Here is a 15910-nt window from a genome sequence, read left to right as displayed (position 1 = left end):
CCACACCTCTGACACACCGCAGCCACGAGAAAGGTTCCGGTCCGGCCATGGCGCTCACGCTCTACGTCGACACCGCGCGCTGGCGGGCGCACCACAAGCACGTGCAGGAGCAGTTCCCGGGTCTCGTCCCGGTCTGCAAGGGCAACGGCTACGGCTTCGGGCACGAGCGGCTGGCCGAGGAGGCCACGCGACTGGGCGCGGACCTGCTCGCCGTCGGCACCACCTACGAGGCCGCGCGCATCAAGGACTTCTTCGGCGGTGACCTGCTGGTGCTGACGCCGTACCGGCGCGGCGAGGAGCCCGTGCCGCTGCCCGACCGGGTGGTGCGCTCGGTGTCGTCGGTCGACGGCGTGTACGGCCTTGTCGGGGCGCGTGTCGTCATCGAGGTGATGTCCTCGATGAAGCGCCACGGCATCAGCGAGCAGGACCTGCCCCAGCTGCACCAGGCCATAGAGAACGTCCGGCTGGAGGGCTTCGCCATCCACCTGCCGCTGGACCGCACCGACGGATCCGACGCCGTCGAGGAGGTCATCGGCTGGATGGACCGGCTGCGCGCGGCCCGGCTGCCGCTGCACACGATGTTCGTCAGCCACCTCAAGGCCGACGAACTCGCCCGGCTCCAGCAGCAGTTCCCGCAGACCCGGTTCCGCGCCCGCATCGGCACGCGGCTGTGGCTGGGGGACCACGAGGCCACCGAGTACCGCGGGGCCGTCCTGGACGTCACACGCGTGGCCAAGGGCGACCGGTTCGGTTACCGGCAGCAGAAGGCGGCCTCCGACGGCTACCTGGTCGTTGTCGCGGGCGGTACGTCGCACGGCGTGGGCCTGGAGGCCCCGAAGGCCCTGCACGGCGTCATGCCGCGTGCCAAGGGCGTCGCACGGGCCGGCCTCGCCACGGTCAACCGGAACCTTTCTCCGTTCGTCTGGGGCGGCAAGCAGCGCTGGTTCGCCGAGCCCCCGCACATGCAGGTCTCGATCCTGTTCGTCCCCGCGGACGCCCCGGAACCGAAGGTCGGCGACGAACTGGTGGCCCATCTGCGGCACACCACCACCCAGTTCGACCGACTCGTGGACCGCTGAGCCCGGTCCCGGCACGGCCGGGAGGCCGTACGCAATCAGCGAAAGGGCCGCTGTAGAGGGGCCGCTGTAGAAGACAGCGAGAAGGCCGTACCCGCATCCCGCGTGTACGGCCTTCTTCATGACTTCCCGACGGTACGTTCGCTCAGAGCGAACCGTCCTCCGCGGAGGGCGGCGCCGGCCTGCCCCAGTCCACCTGGGCCCCGTCGAAGTGCGCTGCGTGCCGCGGCGGGTGGGCTGCGGCACCGAGCACGAAGACGTCCTCCGCGCCGTCGAGCACTCCGCCCGAGGGGTCGTCGTCGCCCGAGCGGCGCACCACGTCCCGCTCCGGCATGAGGATGTCCCGTACGACGACGGCGCACAGATACAGCGTGCCCACCAGGTGCAGCACGATCGCCCAGTGGTAGCCGTGCGTCGGCAGCCCCTTGTGGGCGTCACCACTGGTCGTGTACGCGAGGTACATCCAGATGCCGAGGAAGTACGCCACCTCGCACGCCTGCCAGATCAGGAAGTCACGCCACTTGGGCCGGGCGAGCACCGCCAGTGGCACCAGCCACAGGACGTACTGCGGCGAGTAGACCTTGTTGGTGACGATGAATGCCGCCACGATCAGGAAGGCCAGCTGGGCGAAGCGCGGCCGGCGCGGGGCGGTGAAGGCCAGCGCTGCGATGCCGAGGAAGGCCAGCACCACCAGCACCATCGCCGCGGCGTTCACGAAGCCGGTGCTCGGCGGGTTGCTGGAGTTCTGGGCCCAGATCAGCCAGAACGAACCGAAGTCGACGCCCCGCTCCTGGCTGAACGTGTAGAACTTCGACCACCCCGGGAACGCGAACAGCATCACCGGCAGGTTCACCACGAGCCAGGCGATCACCGCACCGCCCACGGCCTGTGCGTACTCCCGCCATTTGCCGGCGCGCCAGCACAGCAGGAGCAGCGGGCCCAGCAGGAACACGGGATAGAGCTTGGCGGCCGTGGCGAGGCCCAGGAGGACGCCGAAGGCGACGGGACGGCTCCGGGACCACATCAGCATCGCGGCGGCCGTGAGCGCCACCGCCAGCAGGTCCCAGTTGATGGTCGCGGTGAGCATGAAGGCGGGCGCCAGGGCGACCAGCAGACCGTCCCAGGGGCGGCGGTGGTGGGTGCGGGCCACGCAGACGGCGATGACGGCCGCGCACACCATCAGCATCCCGGCGTTGACGAACCAGTACCACTGCTCCTGGTGCTGGATGCCGCCGCTGTGCGGGGTGAGCCAGGACGCCACCTCCATGAACAGACCGGTCAGCACCGGGTACTCGAGGTAGCCCATGCCGCCGGACATGTCGTCCGGGAGCTTGTCGAAGTACGGCACGAGGTGGTCGGCGAATCCGCGGCCCTGGTAGAGGTGCGGGATGTCCGAGTAGCAGGCCTTCGTGTACTGGCTGCTCGCCCCGAAGAACCAGGCGCTGTGGTAGCAGGGCGCCTTCTGGACCAGGCCGAGGGCGAACATGCCGATCGCCACGAGCGCGACCACCCGTACGGGGGTCCACCAGGAGGTCCCGAGCAGCGCGCGCCGCCCCAGCGGGCCACCGATCAGCTCGCTGCCGGCCCGGGCGATCTCGTCCTCGCTGGTCGGACGCACCGGTTCTGCCGTGGCGGGCCGCACGGGCTCGGGCTCGTACCTGCTCGCAGGCGTCATCTCTGCACTGGGCATGGGGCACATCCTGCCGTACCTGTCTAGGAAAACGACGTGGGCCGCCGCACCCGGTGGGGTGCGGCGGCCCATGTTTCACGTGAAACACCCGTGGTGGTCGAAATGCATGCCACCCGGTCAGATGGGGCGGCTAACCGGTCTTACCGCCGAAGAGGCCTCCGTTGCCATTGCCGCGGGTGTTGCCTCCCGTCCCGGTCGTGTCCGTGACGGTCGGCGTGGGATCGGTGCCTCCTGTGGTTCCACCGTTGTCCGTACCGCCATTGGCGCCGCCGTTGCCGTTGCAGTTGTTGGTCCAGCTCCACTGGCAGGTGTCGCTCACCGACGGGGACGGAGAGGGGGACGCCTGGCTGGGCGACGGGCTGGGCGACGGGCTCTGCGTCTGGCTCTGGGTTGCCGAGGGAGTCGGTGTCGGACTCGGTTCGGCGTTGAGCACCTTGCCGATGGGCTCCGGAGTCGGGAACTTCATGACCGGCTCGTTCGCCAGCGCCTGGGACATGTAGTCGTGCCAGATCTCGGCCGGGAACGAGGCACCGTGGATCTTCTCCTGGCCACCCGTTCCGTACATCTCCAGGAACGTCCGGTTCTTGTTCTTCGCGTTGTCGTCCAGCCGGAACATGCTGATCGCGGTCGACAGCTGAGGGGTGTAGCCGACGAACCACGCCGACTTGTTGCCGTCCGTGGTACCGGTCTTACCGGCGACCTCGCGCCCCGGGAGCTGCGCGTGGGTACCGGTGCCCTTGTCCACCACGGTCTTCAGCACGTCGGTCACGTTGTCGGCGACCTGCGGGGTGAAGGCCTCGGTGGACTTGTCCCGGTGCTGGAAGACCACACCGTCCTTGTCGGTCACCTTCACGACGGAATACGGATCACGCTGCTGACCGCTGGCCGCGAACGTGCCGTATGCGGAGGCCATGCGGATCGCGCTGGGGTCCGACGTACCGATCGAGAAGGAAGGGTAGTTGGAGCTGGCAAGGCTGCTCTCGAGAATGCCGGCGTCCATGGCACTCTCCTTGACCTTGTCCAGTCCCACATCCATGCCGAGCTGGACGTAGGCGGAGTTCACCGAGAACTGCATCGCCTCGCGAAGGTCGATCTTGTAGCCCGGCGGGTCTCCGACGGACTCACCGCCGTCGTTGGTCTGCAGCCACTCCTTGCCGTCCTTGTCGGTCCAGACCGTCCCGTCGTAGTTCTTGATCTTGAGTTTGTTCTTTCCGCTGTACAGGCTCTTGGGGGAGGCGACCGTGCGAGCGTCCTGCGGCTGTGACTCCGGCCCGTGCGGGTCGCGCACACCCCACTTCATGGCCGCCGCCAGGACGAACGGCTTGAACGTCGAACCCACCTGGGCACCGGTCGAGTCCGCGTTGTCGGTGAAGTGCTTGGTCGCGTCCTCACCGCCGTAGATGGCCTTGATGGCTCCCGTGGTCGGTTCCACGGAAGCCCCGCCGAACTGGACGTACGTGTCCGTGTCGGGCCGCTGCTTCGGTTTGATGTTCGCCTTCTGGACCTTCTTCACCGCCGCTTCCAGCTCGTTGACCTTCCTCTTGTCGAAGGTCGTGTAGATCTGGTAGCCGCCCTTCTGCAGGTCGTCGGCGGTGATGTGCGTCTGCGGGTTGTTGACCAGGTACGCCTTGGCAAGGTCGACGAGATAGCCGATCTGGCCCCCCAGCTGGCCGTTCGACCGGGGGTTCTGGATCTTGGGGAGGGTTCTGTACTTTGCCCGTTCCGCAGGACTGAGGTGGCCGTACTTGACCATCTTGTCGAGAGTGTCTTGCATCTGGGCCAGGGCCCGCCTGCTGTTGGCCTCCGGAGTCGCCGCGGGATCGAGGGAGGTGGCGCCCGCCGGGTCGTAGTACGTGGCGCCCTTGACCATCGCCGCGAGGAAGGCGCACTCGCCCGCGTCCAGCCTCGTGGCGTCCTTGTTGAAGTAGGCCCGGGACGCGGCCTGGAGGCCGTAGGCACCGCGGCCGAAGTACGTCGTGTTGAGGTAGCCCTCCATGATCTGGTCCTTGGGGACCTGGGCTCCCACCTTGATCGCGACGAAGATCTCCTTGAACTTCCTGGACAGCGTCTGTGCCTGGTCGTTCAGCATCGCGTTCTTGACGTACTGCTGGGTGATGGTCGAGCCACCCTGGGTCTGGCCGCCGCGGGCCATGTTCAGGACGGCACGGGCGATGCCCTTCGGGTCGATGCCGCTGTCGGTCTCGAAGGTCTTGTTCTCCTGCGAGATGACGGCGTAGCGCATGTCCTTCGGGATGCTGGCGAAGTTCATGTTCTGGCGGTTGACCTCACCGCCGGTCGCGACCATCACCGAGCCGTCGGACCAGTAGAAGACGTTGTTCTGCGCCTTGGCGACCGCGGCCTCGTTGGGCACGCTCACCATCGCGTACGCGATGCCCGCCACGGCCACCAGACTTCCGACGAAGCCGATGAACAGCCCGGTGACGAGCTTCCAGGAGGGCACCCAGCGGCGCCAGCCGTACCGGTCGGCCCTGGGATAGTCGATGATCCGCTTCCTGCCGGGGGCCGTCGCCGCCCGGCCTCTGCCGCGTCCGGGACCGGTCGGGCCGCCGCGCCGGCCGCCCGGGCCCGCGTTGTCGGCGCCTCTGCGGCGGCTGCCTCTCTGCGCCGCCCGGCGGGCCTCGGCACGGCTGCCGTAGGGGCGCTCCTCACTTCCCGGTCCGCTGCGACCCGGCCCATAGGAACTGGACCCATAGGAGTCGGCTGGAGATCCGGTGGCGCCTCGCGGTGCCGCACGGCGGCCGGAGGACGAGCCGGGCTGGCCGCGTCGGGCCGCGGCACGTCCGCCTCCCTGCGGCTGCGGCGGTTTGCGACGGTGCTCGCTCATCGAACGATTACTCCTCGGGCAGGCGCACCCGTGCGCGCCTGGAACGGCGGCTGGTTTCCGGTCCCCCCGAAGTACGGATGTGGTCGGTTCTGCATTCACCCGTACTGCACCGGGGACGACGACGCTCCCCAGGTGTCACTTGGTTCCCGGTGCTGTGCATGCCGCACAGACTACGCACCGCCAAAACCCGCCGAGCCCCGAAGTTCACCCCAAAACAGGCAACTTGCCTCAGGTGAACCGGTGATGTGATCCCGTTCACCGCCGTCCCTCTTGTCGCCTGCGCAAGGCCGTTCTATCGTCGTGATGTATCGAGTCGATACATCAGCGTGAGATAAAGACGCTGACAGATACGGCGAGACCCGCGTGAGCGATCAGCGGGACCGAGAGGAGGCGACGATGAGCCGACGTTCCGGCATCCTCGAGTTCGCCGTGCTCGGCCTGCTCCGCGAGTCCCCGATGCACGGCTACGAGCTGCGCAAACGACTCAACACGTCCCTGGGTGTGTTCCGGGCGTTCAGCTACGGGACGCTGTACCCCTGCCTCAAGACGCTGGTCGCCAACGGCTGGTTGATCGAGGAACCGGGCAGCACCCACGAGGACGCCGCTCCGCTCGCCGGACGCCGGGCGAAGATCGTGTACCGATTGACGGCAGAAGGCAAGGAGCACTTCGAGCAGCTGCTCGCGCAGACCGGCCCCGACGCGTACGAGGACGAGCACTTCGCCGCACGCTTCGCCTTCTTCGGGCAGACGTCGCGGGACGTGCGCATGCGTGTGCTCGAGGGCCGGCGCAGCCGCCTCGAGGAGCGTCTGGAGAAGATGCGCGCCTCTCTGGCACGCACCCGGGAGCGCCTCGACGACTACACACTCGAGCTCCAGCGCCACGGGATGGAGTCCGTGGAGCGCGAAGTGCGCTGGCTGAACGAGCTCATCGAGAGCGAGCGGGCCGGACGGGACCTGAAGGGTGCCGCATCCGGGGGGCCCGCTCAGCAGGACACCACCAATGGATCGACGGGCGGCCTGCCCCGTCGCGGGGACACCCCCCAGACGGATACGCCCGACGACACCGCCACGTGAGACCCACTCAGGGCCTCACTCGTACACACAGGGAGCAACCGGAATGGGTTCGGTTCGCGTAGCCATCGTCGGCGTGGGCAACTGCGCCGCGTCGCTGGTGCAGGGAGTCGAGTACTACAAGGACGCCGACCCGGCGACCAAGGTCCCCGGCCTGATGCACGTGCAGTTCGGTGACTACCACGTGCGCGACATCGAGTTCGTCGCCGCGTTCGACGTCGACGCCAAGAAGGTCGGCCTCGACCTCGCGGACGCGATCGGCGCCTCCGAGAACAACACCATCAAGATCTGCGACGTGCCCAGCACCGGTGTCACCGTCCAGCGCGGCCACACCCTCGACGGCCTCGGCAAGTACTACCGCGCCACCATCGAGGAGTCCGCCGAGGAGCCGGTCGACGTCGTCCAGGTCCTGAAGGACAAGCAGGTCGACGTCCTGGTCTGCTACCTGCCGGTCGGCTCGGAGGACGCGGCGAAGTTCTACGCCCAGTGCGCCATCGACGCCAAGGTCGCCTTCGTCAACGCCCTCCCGGTCTTCATCGCCGGCACCAAGGAGTGGGCGGACAAGTTCACCGAGGCCGGTGTGCCGATCGTCGGTGACGACATCAAGTCCCAGGTCGGCGCGACCATCACGCACCGCGTCATGGCGAAGCTGTTCGAGGACCGCGGTGTCATCCTCGACCGCACGATGCAGCTGAACGTCGGCGGCAACATGGACTTCAAGAACATGCTCGAGCGCGAGCGCCTGGAGTCCAAGAAGATCTCCAAGACGCAGGCCGTCACCTCCCAGATCCCCGACCGGGACCTCGGCGAGAAGAACGTCCACATCGGCCCGTCCGACTACGTGGCCTGGCTGGACGACCGCAAGTGGGCCTACGTCCGCCTCGAGGGCCGCGCCTTCGGTGACGTCCCGCTGAACCTGGAGTACAAGCTCGAGGTCTGGGACTCCCCGAACTCCGCGGGTGTCATCATCGACGCCCTGCGCGCCGCGAAGATCGCCAAGGACCGCGGCATCGGCGGCCCGATCCTGTCGGCGTCGAGCTACTTCATGAAGTCCCCGCCGGTCCAGTACTTCGACGACGAGGCCCGCGAGAACGTCGAGAAGTTCATCCGCGGCGAGGTCGAGCGATAGTTCGACCCGGCACGGCGCGCCGGAGTGCCTGACGGCGCCCGCTCGCCCGAGAACGCTCCTGCCAGGGCTGTGAAGGTCCCCGGGTTCCCTGACCCGGGGACCTTCCGCATATGTGAGGCTGTGCCCCATGCCCGTCGTCCGTGACCTGCGCGTCCTGTTGCGCCTGCGGTACTTCCGGCGCCTGCTCTCCATCCGCCTGCTGTCGCAGGGCGCCGACGGCGTCTATCAGGTCGCGCTCGCCGCATACGTGGTCTTCTCCCCGGAGAAACAGACCTCGGCCACTGCCATCGCCTCGGCAATGGCGGTCCTGCTGCTCCCCTACTCGCTGGTCGGCCCGTTCGCGGGCGTCCTGCTGGACCGCTGGCGGCGCCGGCAGGTCTTCGTGTACGGCAACCTGCTCCGCGCCGTGCTGGCCGCGGCCACCGCGGCACTGATGGTCAGCCGTGTCCCGGACTGGCTTTTCTACGTCTCGGCGCTGTGCGTCACGGCCGTCAACCGCTTCGTCCTCGCCGGGCTGTCCGCCTCCCTGCCGCGCGTGGTGGACACCGAGCGTCTGGTGCTCGCCAACTCCCTGAGCCCGACGGCCGGAACGCTCGCCGCGACCGCGGGCGGCGGCCTCGCGTTCGCCGTACGGCTCGTGGCATCCGATTCCGACGCCGCCGTGGTCCTTCTCGGCGCCTTCCTCTACCTGTGCGCCGCCCTGACCTCCCTGGCTGTGCCTCCCGCGCTCCTCGGCCCGGACCGACGGCCGGCACGGCCGCGCATGGCCACCGCCCTCGCCGGGACGGCACGGGAGCTCATAGCGGCCGTCCGTCATCTGGCCGCTCCCCGGCGCAGGGCAGCCGCATGGGCGCTGGCCGCGATGACACTGATGCGCTTCTGCTACGGCGCGCTTCTCGTCCTTCTGCTGATGCTGTGCCGGTACGCCCTGTCGACGAGCCCCGAGGACGGACTCCGGCTGCTCGGCCTCGCGCTGGCACTGTCGGGGGCGGGGTTCTTCGCGGCAGCCGCGGTCACACCGTGGTCGGCGGAACGCCTCGGCCCCGGCCGCTGGATCGTGGTGTGCTCCGGCGCCGCCACGGTCCTCGAACCCGCCCTCGGTCTTCCCTTCGCCACCGGCCCCCTCCTGGCCGCGGCCTTCGTCCTGGGCCTGACCACACAGGGGGCGAAGATCGCCACGGACACGATCGTGCAGTCCTCCGTCGACGACGGTTTCCGCGGCCGGATCTTCTCCGTGTACGACGTGCTCTTCAATGTGGCCTTCGTGGGGGCCGCCGGAGTAGCGGCCCTGATGCTGCCACCGGACGGCCGCTCGGCACTTCTGGTGATCCTGGTCGCCGTGATCTACGGCGGGGTGACCGCGGCCATGGCACATTTCGAGCGACGCCGAGGCGGCATCCCGGCGCAGAGTGGGTGACCCTCAGACGAAGAGGGGCGGTGTTTCACGTGAAACACCGCCCCTCGCTCGCTCCCGGTCTCGCGGCATGTTTCACGTGAAACATCGTCACCCCGGACCCGGCGCTCGCCAAAAGATCAGCTCTGCTCTGCCCACCAGTCCTTCAGAGCCGCGGCTGCCGCGTCGTGCTCCATCGGGCCGTTCTCCAGGCGCAGCTCCAGCATGTGCTTGTACGCCTTGCCGACGACCGGGCCGGGGCCGACACCCAGGATTTCCATGATCTGGTTGCCGTCGAGGTCCGGGCGGATCGCGTCCAGCTCCTCCTGCTCCTTGAGCTGGGCGATGCGCTCCTCCAGGCCGTCGTAGGCCCGGGACAGCGCGGCTGCCTTGCGCTTGTTGCGGGTGGTGCAGTCCGAGCGGGTCAGCTTGTGCAGACGGTCCAGCAGCGGGCCCGCGTCACGGACGTACCGGCGCACCGCCGAGTCCGTCCACTCTCCGGTGCCGTAGCCGTGGAAGCGCAGGTGGAGCTCGACCAGCCGTGAAACGTCCTTCACCAGCTCGTTGGAGTACTTCAGGGCGGTCATGCGCTTCTTGGTCATCTTCGCGCCGACCACCTCGTGGTGGTGGAAGGAGACGCGGCCGTCCTTCTCGAAGCGGCGGGTGCGCGGCTTGCCGATGTCGTGCAGCAGCGCTGCCAGCCGCAGGGTGAGGTCGGGGCCGTTCTCCTCCAGGGCGATCGCCTGCTCCAGGACGATCAGCGTGTGGTCGTAGACGTCCTTGTGCCGGTGGTGCTCGTCCCGCTCCAGGCGCAGCGCCGGCAGCTCCGGCAGCACATGGGCGGCGAGTCCGGTGTCCACGAGCAGGCTCAGCCCCTTGCGCGGGTGCGCCGAGAGGATCAGCTTGTTCAGCTCGTCTCTGACCCGCTCGGCCGAGACGATCTCGATGCGTCCGGCCATCTCCGTCATCGCGGTGACGACCTCGGGAGCGACCGTGAAGTCCAGCTGGGCGGCGAACCGGGCGGCCCGCATCATGCGCAGCGGGTCGTCCGAGAACGACTCCTCGGGCGTGCCCGGCGTCCGCAGCACGCGCGCCGCAAGGTCCTCCAGGCCGCCGTGCGGGTCGATGAACTCCTTCTCCGGCAGGGCCACGGCCATGGCGTTGACCGTGAAGTCCCGGCGGACCAGATCCTCCTCGATGGAGTCGCCGTACGACACCTCCGGCTTGCGGGAGGTGCGGTCATAGGCTTCCGACCGGTACGTGGTGATCTCGATCTGGAAGTTCCAGTCGGTGCCCGCGACGCGGGCGCTCTTGTGCGCACCGACGGTCCCGAAGGCGATGCCGACCTCCCAGACCGCGTCCGCCCATGGCCGGACGATCTTCAGTACGTCCTCGGGGCGGGCGTCGGTCGTGAAGTCCAGGTCGTTGCCGAGCCAGCCGAGCAGCGCGTCGCGTACCGATCCGCCGACCAGGGCGAGGGAGAACCCCGCCTCCTGGAAACGGCGGGCGAGATCGTCGGCGACGGGCGCCACCCGCAGCAGCTCGGCGACCGCGCGCTGCTGCGCCTGGCTCAGGGCAGAGGGAGTGTCTTCGTTCGGGTTCGGCACAACAGAAGAGGGTACGTGCCCCGGCGGCCGGCAGCCGCCTCCATTTCATCCACGGGCGGCCCGGTGAAGGCCGCGGAACGGCCCGGTGAAAGAGGCCGTGGACACCTGGCGCCATACCCGTGCAAGCGCTGCCCTTACGGCGTACGAAAGCTCTTCCCTCGATACTGGATATAGAGGACAGGTCGCCGGTGTTTCCCGATCTTGTGACGGAGACCGCGGCACTTCCACTCGGCGCGCATCGTTACCATGCGTGGACGCACATTCCGACGACCACTGACGACGACGAGGGACGGGCGAGCGCGTGGCCGAGGCGGCTGACATCCAGGGGACCCCTGCCTCACCTGCCCGCCGGTGGCTACGACGCGCCGGCGCGCTGCTCGCCGGTGCGCCTTTGCTGGCCGGGCTGCTTCAGCTGCCCGCCGCGGCACCCGCCCAGGCCGCCTCCTCGGGCACGGTGGCCGTCGACCTGGACTCGCTGACCCCCAGCGCGCCCACGGACGGCGACACGCTGACCGTGTCGGGCACGGTGACCAACCAGGGCAAGCAGACCGTCACCGGCGCTCACGTGGACCTGCGGGTGGGCCCCCTGCTGGACACCCGCTCGGAGATCGACTCTCTCGCCCAGCACTCCGACGACCTGCAGGGCGGAACGGGCTCCGAGGTCGGCGGCAAGTACACGGAGAAGTTCGCCAAGCTGTCCCCGGGTGTCGCGGAGCACTTCAGCATCTCCGTCCCCGTGTCCAAGCTCGACCTCGGCGACGACGGCGTCTACGCGTTCGGTGTCTCCCTCTCCGGACAGACCGCGGCCCAGCCCTGGGACCAGCTGCTCGGCATCCAGCGGACGTTCCTGCCGTGGCAGCCGTCCGACGCAGACACCAAGACCAGGACGACGTACCTGTGGCCGCTGATCTCCACGGTCCACATGACGGCCAAGACGGGAGCCGGCGAGCTTCAGACCCCGGTGTTCCGCAACGACGACCTGGCCAAGGAACTCGCCCCGGGCGGCCGGCTGGCCCAGATGGTGGATCTGGGCAAGGACCTCGACGTCACCTGGGTGATCGACCCGGATCTGCTGGCCTCGGTGGACGCGATGGCGACCGGCAACTACCGGCTGCCCGGCGCGGGTGGCACCACCACACCCGGCCCCAAGGAGCACCAGGCGCTCGCCAAGCAGTGGCTGGCGCACCTGCAGGACGCGGTGGCGGGCAAGGAGGTCGTCGCGCTGCCCTTCGCCGACCCCGACCTGGCGTCCCTCGCGCACAACGGCACCAGCGTCACCGGCTCGCTCAGCCACCTCAAGGACGCCACCGACGTCGCCGCCACCACCGTCAAGACGGTGCTGCACATCACGCCGAGCACCGACTTCGCCTGGCCGGTGGAGGGCGCCGTCGACCCCGCGATCATGAAGGTCGCGACCTCCGCCGGAGCCGACCGCGTGATCGCCCGCAGCGACAGCCTCCAGGAGAACGCCGGGCTGCCGTACACGCCGTCCGCGGCCCGCCCGGTCGGCTCGGGCACCACGGCCGTGGTCGCCGACGCCCGGTTGTCCACGGCTTTCGAGGGCGACCTGACGAAGGCGGACTCGGCCACGCTCGCCGTGCAGGAGTTCCTGGCGCAGAGCCTCGAGGTGAACGCGCAGACGGACAAGCAGCGCAGCATCGTGGTCGCCCCTCAGCGCATGCCCACCGCGAGCCAGGCACAGGCGATGGCCGCAGCGCTGAAGGCGCTCCAGGACGGGAACTGGTCCCAGTCGCAGGATCTCTCCGCGGCGGCCAAGGACAAGCCTGACCCGAACGCCACCACGCGCATCCCGCAGACGTCGGCCTATCCCTCCTCGCTGCGTTCGCACGAACTGCCCCGCTCCGCCTTCGAGCAGATCGCGCGCACCCAGGACAAGCTCGACAGCTTCCAGGTGATCCTCTCCGACCAGTCCCGCGTCGTCACGCCGTTCGGCCGGGCCATAAACCGTGAGATGTCCACGTCCTGGCGCGGCCGGAGCGGCGAGGCCGGGAGCTACCGGGACGGCGTGGAGCAGTGGCTGGACGAGCTGGCCGACCAGGTCAAGCTGATCGACAAGTCGGAGACCAAACTCTCCGGCCGCAGCGCCACCATCCCGGTGACCGTCCAGAACAATCTCGTCCAGCCGGTCGGCCATCTGGTGCTGCGCCTCACCTCCACCATGCCGACCCGTCTGAAGATCGGCGGCAAGGCCTACTACGAGCAGCCGGTGGAGATCTCCGGCGGCCACAGTCAGTCCGTGAAGTTCACCACCTCGGCCAACGCCAACGGCCGGGCGACGGTGATCGCCCAGCTGTACACCGAGGACGGCCAGAAGTACGGCGCTCCCGTCAGCTTCGACGTGAAGGTCACCGAGATCACGCCGACGGTGATGCTGGTCATCGGCGGCGGTGTCCTTCTCCTCGTCCTCGCCGGTTTCCGTATGTACACCCAGCGCAAGCGCGCGTCGGCCGCCCAGACGGAGGAGGGCGGCCCCGACGCTGCAGAACAGGCCGGCGAGGAGTCCCGGAACCCCGACGCGCCCGCCGACCGTCTCCCCCAGGAGCCGGAGGGTTCCGTCTCCTCCTCCGGGGCAGACGACCCGGAGCACCCGAGTGACCCTGCGCCGGACACCGCACCGGAACGCACCGACCCGTCCGGGACGGGTGAGAGAGTGGACCGTTGAGCGAGGTCGTGGCCAGTGGGCCAGGGACGATGAGGTGGGGTAAGCATGAACGCGCCGTACGACGGTGACCGCGGCCAGGGCGCGGCCGGCTCGGGCTACCCCGAGACGCCGCCGGAGCCCGGCCAGGTACCGCCGCAGCACGCGGCGGACATGTACCCCCAGGACGCCTACCCCCAGGACGCCCACGATCAGGGCCCCTACCGCGCGCAGGACCTCGCCGCTCAGGACCCGCGCGGCACGGCGCGGTACGACCGCGCCGCCCCTCCGCCGCCCGCCCCGGGCGGCTACCAGCAGCAGCCGTACGGCCGGCCCGCCGAGCAGCCGTACGCGCCCGACCCGCGTGGCTGGGGGCAGACGCCGGCGCAGGAGCCGGAGGGTCCCGCCGCGTACGGGCCGTACGGCGACGACCCGCGCCCCCAGCAGTTCCTGGGCATGGACGACCCGGTCACGCACCCGGCCGAGGGGTACCACGAGGCGGACGCGTTCGCCCACCTCTTCAAGGATCAGCAGCACAGCGGCGGGCAGGCGCCCATGGACCCGCCGGCCTACGCGCGGCCGGCCGCCGCTCCGGGCGGCGGTTACGGCCCGGCGGGCCAGTACCCGCCGGCGCACGGACAGGGCCCTCACCAGGGCACGCCGTACGCCGAGGCCGCCTACCCGGGCGCCCCGGGAACCCCGGCGCAGCCGCCGGTGCCCGCTCCTGCCGCAGCTCCGGGCCCCGCCGCTCCGCTCGGCGAGGTGCAGACCGAGGCGCCGGCTCCCGCGGAGGCGCCCGCGAAGAAAGGCGGCAAGGCCGCGGGGCTGCTGAAGTCCAGCGCCGTGATGGCGGCGGGCACGATGGTCTCCCGCCTCACCGGTTTCATCCGCTCCGCGCTGATCGTCTCGGCGCTCGGCCTCGGCTTCCTCGGCGACTCCTTCCAGGTGGCCTACCAGCTGCCGACGATGATCTACATCCTCACGGTCGGCGGTGGACTGAACTCCGTCTTCGTGCCGCAGCTGGTGCGGGCGATGAAGGAGGACGAGGACGGCGGCGAGGCCTTCGCCAACCGGCTGCTGACCCTGGTGATGGTGGCTCTGGCCGCGCTGACCGGCCTCGCGATGTTCGCGGCGCCGCTGCTGGTGCGCATGCTCTCCAACCCGGTCGCCTCCAACCCTGCGGCCAACGACGTGGCCGTCACCTTCACCCGCTACTTCCTGCCCTCGATCTTCTTCATGGGCATCCATGTGGTGATGGGCCAGATCCTCAACGCGCGTGGGAAGTTCGGCGCGATGATGTGGACCCCGGTGCTGAACAACATCGTCATCATCGTGACGCTGGGCATGTTCATCTGGGTCTACGGCACCGCCGCCCACTCCCGCATGACGGTCACGAACATCCCGCCGGAGGGCCAGCGGCTGCTCGGCGTCGGTGTGCTGCTGGGCCTGGTCGTCCAGGCGCTGGCGATGATCCCGTATCTGCGCGAGACCGGCTTCCGGATCCGGCTGCGGTTCGACTGGCGGGGCCACGGCCTGGGCAAGGCCGCGATGCTCGCCAAGTGGACGGTCCTGTTCGTGCTCGCGAACCAGGCCGGCGCCATGATCGTCACCCAGCTGTCCACGGCGGCCGGAAAGGACTCGGGCACCGCCGGCACCGGCTTCGCCGCCTACGCCAACGCCCAGCTGATCTGGGGCCTGCCGCAGGCCATCATCACGGTGTCCCTGATGGCGGCCCTGCTGCCGCGCATCTCACGCTCGGCCGCCGAGGGCGACGGCGGCGCGGTCCGTGACGACATCTCCCAGGGCCTGCGGACCACGGCCGTCGCCATCGTCCCGATCGCCTTCGGCTTCCTCTCGCTCGGCATCCCGATGTGCACGCTGATCTTCGGTTCCTCGGGCACCGGCGAGGCCACCAACATGGGTTACATGCTGATGGCCTTCGGCCTCGGGCTGATCCCGTACTCGGTGCAGTACGTCGTCCTGCGCGCCTTCTACGCCTACGAAGACACCCGCACGCCCTTCTACAACACCGTCATCGTCGCCGCCGTCAACGCGGGCGCCTCGGCGCTGTGCTACTTCCTGCTTCCCGCCCGCTGGGCGGTGGCCGGCATGGCGGCCGCCTACGGTCTCGCCTACGCGATCGGTGTGGGCGTCGCCTGGCGGCGGCTGCGCAAGCGGCTCGGCGGCGACCTGGACGGTACGCGCGTCATGCGGACGTACGCGCGCCTGTGCATCGCCTCGGTGCCGGCGGCCCTGCTCAGCGGCGCGGCCTGCTACGGCATCGGGCACACCCTCGGCCAGGGCGTCATCGGCTCCTTCGCCGCGCTGCTCGCCGGCGGTGCCGTGCTGCTCGGCGTCTTCTTCGTCGCCGCCCGCCGGATGCGCATCGAGGAACTGAACTCGCTCGTGGGCATGGTCCGCGGGCGTCTGGGCCGCTGAG

Annotated in this window: 9 protein-coding genes; 6 read left to right on the top strand and 3 right to left on the bottom strand. The window is 69.4% G+C overall.

The window, feature by feature from the left end:
• The first annotated feature begins 47 nt into the window (after positions 1-47).
• A complete protein-coding gene (locus ACGFZN_RS09975; protein ID WP_330338921.1) occupies positions 48-1079 on the top strand; it encodes an alanine racemase in 1032 nt (343 codons plus the stop codon).
• Between the two features lie 142 nt (positions 1080-1221).
• Here ACGFZN_RS09975 and ACGFZN_RS09970 read toward each other — a convergent pair whose 3' ends face one another.
• Together ACGFZN_RS09970 and ACGFZN_RS09965 are read right to left on the bottom strand one after the other, a co-directional pair.
• The gene (locus tag ACGFZN_RS09970) at positions 1222-2766 is read right to left on the bottom strand and encodes a glycosyltransferase family 87 protein (protein ID WP_393857969.1); all 1545 of its coding nucleotides are present in this window, start codon (positions 2764-2766) and stop codon (positions 1222-1224) included.
• Between the two features lie 130 nt (positions 2767-2896).
• Entirely contained in the window at positions 2897-5611 is a 2715-nt protein-coding gene (locus ACGFZN_RS09965; RefSeq protein ID WP_393857968.1) for a transglycosylase domain-containing protein, read from the bottom strand.
• Positions 5612-6007: 396 nt separating this feature from the next.
• On the opposite strand from ACGFZN_RS09965, the gene ACGFZN_RS09960 reads away from it, so the two are divergent.
• The 3 genes from ACGFZN_RS09960 (at position 6008) to ACGFZN_RS09950 (ending at position 9228) form a co-directional block, all read left to right on the top strand.
• On the top strand, positions 6008-6685 hold the full coding sequence (locus ACGFZN_RS09960; RefSeq protein ID WP_393857967.1) for a helix-turn-helix transcriptional regulator: 678 nt from the start codon (positions 6008-6010) through the stop codon (positions 6683-6685).
• A gap of 43 nt (positions 6686-6728) precedes the next feature.
• Entirely contained in the window at positions 6729-7811 is a 1083-nt protein-coding gene (locus ACGFZN_RS09955) for an inositol-3-phosphate synthase (RefSeq protein WP_393857966.1), read from the top strand.
• A 127-nt stretch (positions 7812-7938) separates the two neighbouring features.
• Positions 7939-9228, top strand: a complete 1290-nt coding sequence (locus tag ACGFZN_RS09950) for an MFS transporter (RefSeq protein ID WP_393857965.1) — start codon at positions 7939-7941, stop codon at positions 9226-9228.
• Between the two features lie 116 nt (positions 9229-9344).
• Here ACGFZN_RS09950 and ACGFZN_RS09945 read toward each other — a convergent pair whose 3' ends face one another.
• Positions 9345-10811 carry a CCA tRNA nucleotidyltransferase gene (locus ACGFZN_RS09945; protein ID WP_393857964.1) on the bottom strand — a complete coding sequence of 489 codons (1467 nt, stop codon included), beginning with the start codon at positions 10809-10811 and terminating at the stop codon, positions 9345-9347.
• Positions 10812-11112: 301 nt separating this feature from the next.
• Between ACGFZN_RS09945 and ACGFZN_RS09940 the strand changes: the two genes are divergently transcribed.
• Together ACGFZN_RS09940 and murJ are read left to right on the top strand one after the other, a co-directional pair.
• The gene (locus ACGFZN_RS09940; protein ID WP_393857963.1) at positions 11113-13494 is read left to right on the top strand and encodes a DUF6049 family protein; all 2382 of its coding nucleotides are present in this window, start codon (positions 11113-11115) and stop codon (positions 13492-13494) included.
• A 45-nt stretch (positions 13495-13539) separates the two neighbouring features.
• Complete coding sequence (murJ, locus tag ACGFZN_RS09935; RefSeq protein ID WP_393857962.1) at positions 13540-15909, top strand: murein biosynthesis integral membrane protein MurJ; 2370 nt, start codon at positions 13540-13542, stop codon at positions 15907-15909.
• The last annotated feature ends 1 nt before the right edge of the window (position 15910 follow it).

Source organism: Streptomyces sp. NPDC048192 (assembly GCF_043202415.1).
Classification (GTDB): Bacteria; Actinomycetota; Actinomycetes; order Streptomycetales; family Streptomycetaceae; genus Streptomyces.
Note: the sequence above shows the minus strand (reverse complement) of the source record. Positions and strands in the feature narration are given on the sequence as shown.

Coding starts and splice junctions, on each gene's coding strand:
- ACGFZN_RS09975 (WP_330338921.1), top strand. CDS start 48: ATGGCGCTCACGCTCTACGTCGACACCGCGCGCTGGCGGGCGCACCAC.
- ACGFZN_RS09970 (WP_393857969.1), bottom strand. CDS start 2,766: ATGCCCAGTGCAGAGATGACGCCTGCGAGCAGGTACGAGCCCGAGCCC.
- ACGFZN_RS09965 (WP_393857968.1), bottom strand. CDS start 5,611: ATGAGCGAGCACCGTCGCAAACCGCCGCAGCCGCAGGGAGGCGGACGT.
- ACGFZN_RS09960 (WP_393857967.1), top strand. CDS start 6,008: ATGAGCCGACGTTCCGGCATCCTCGAGTTCGCCGTGCTCGGCCTGCTC.
- ACGFZN_RS09955 (WP_393857966.1), top strand. CDS start 6,729: ATGGGTTCGGTTCGCGTAGCCATCGTCGGCGTGGGCAACTGCGCCGCG.
- ACGFZN_RS09950 (WP_393857965.1), top strand. CDS start 7,939: ATGCCCGTCGTCCGTGACCTGCGCGTCCTGTTGCGCCTGCGGTACTTC.
- murJ (WP_393857962.1), top strand. CDS start 13,540: ATGAACGCGCCGTACGACGGTGACCGCGGCCAGGGCGCGGCCGGCTCG.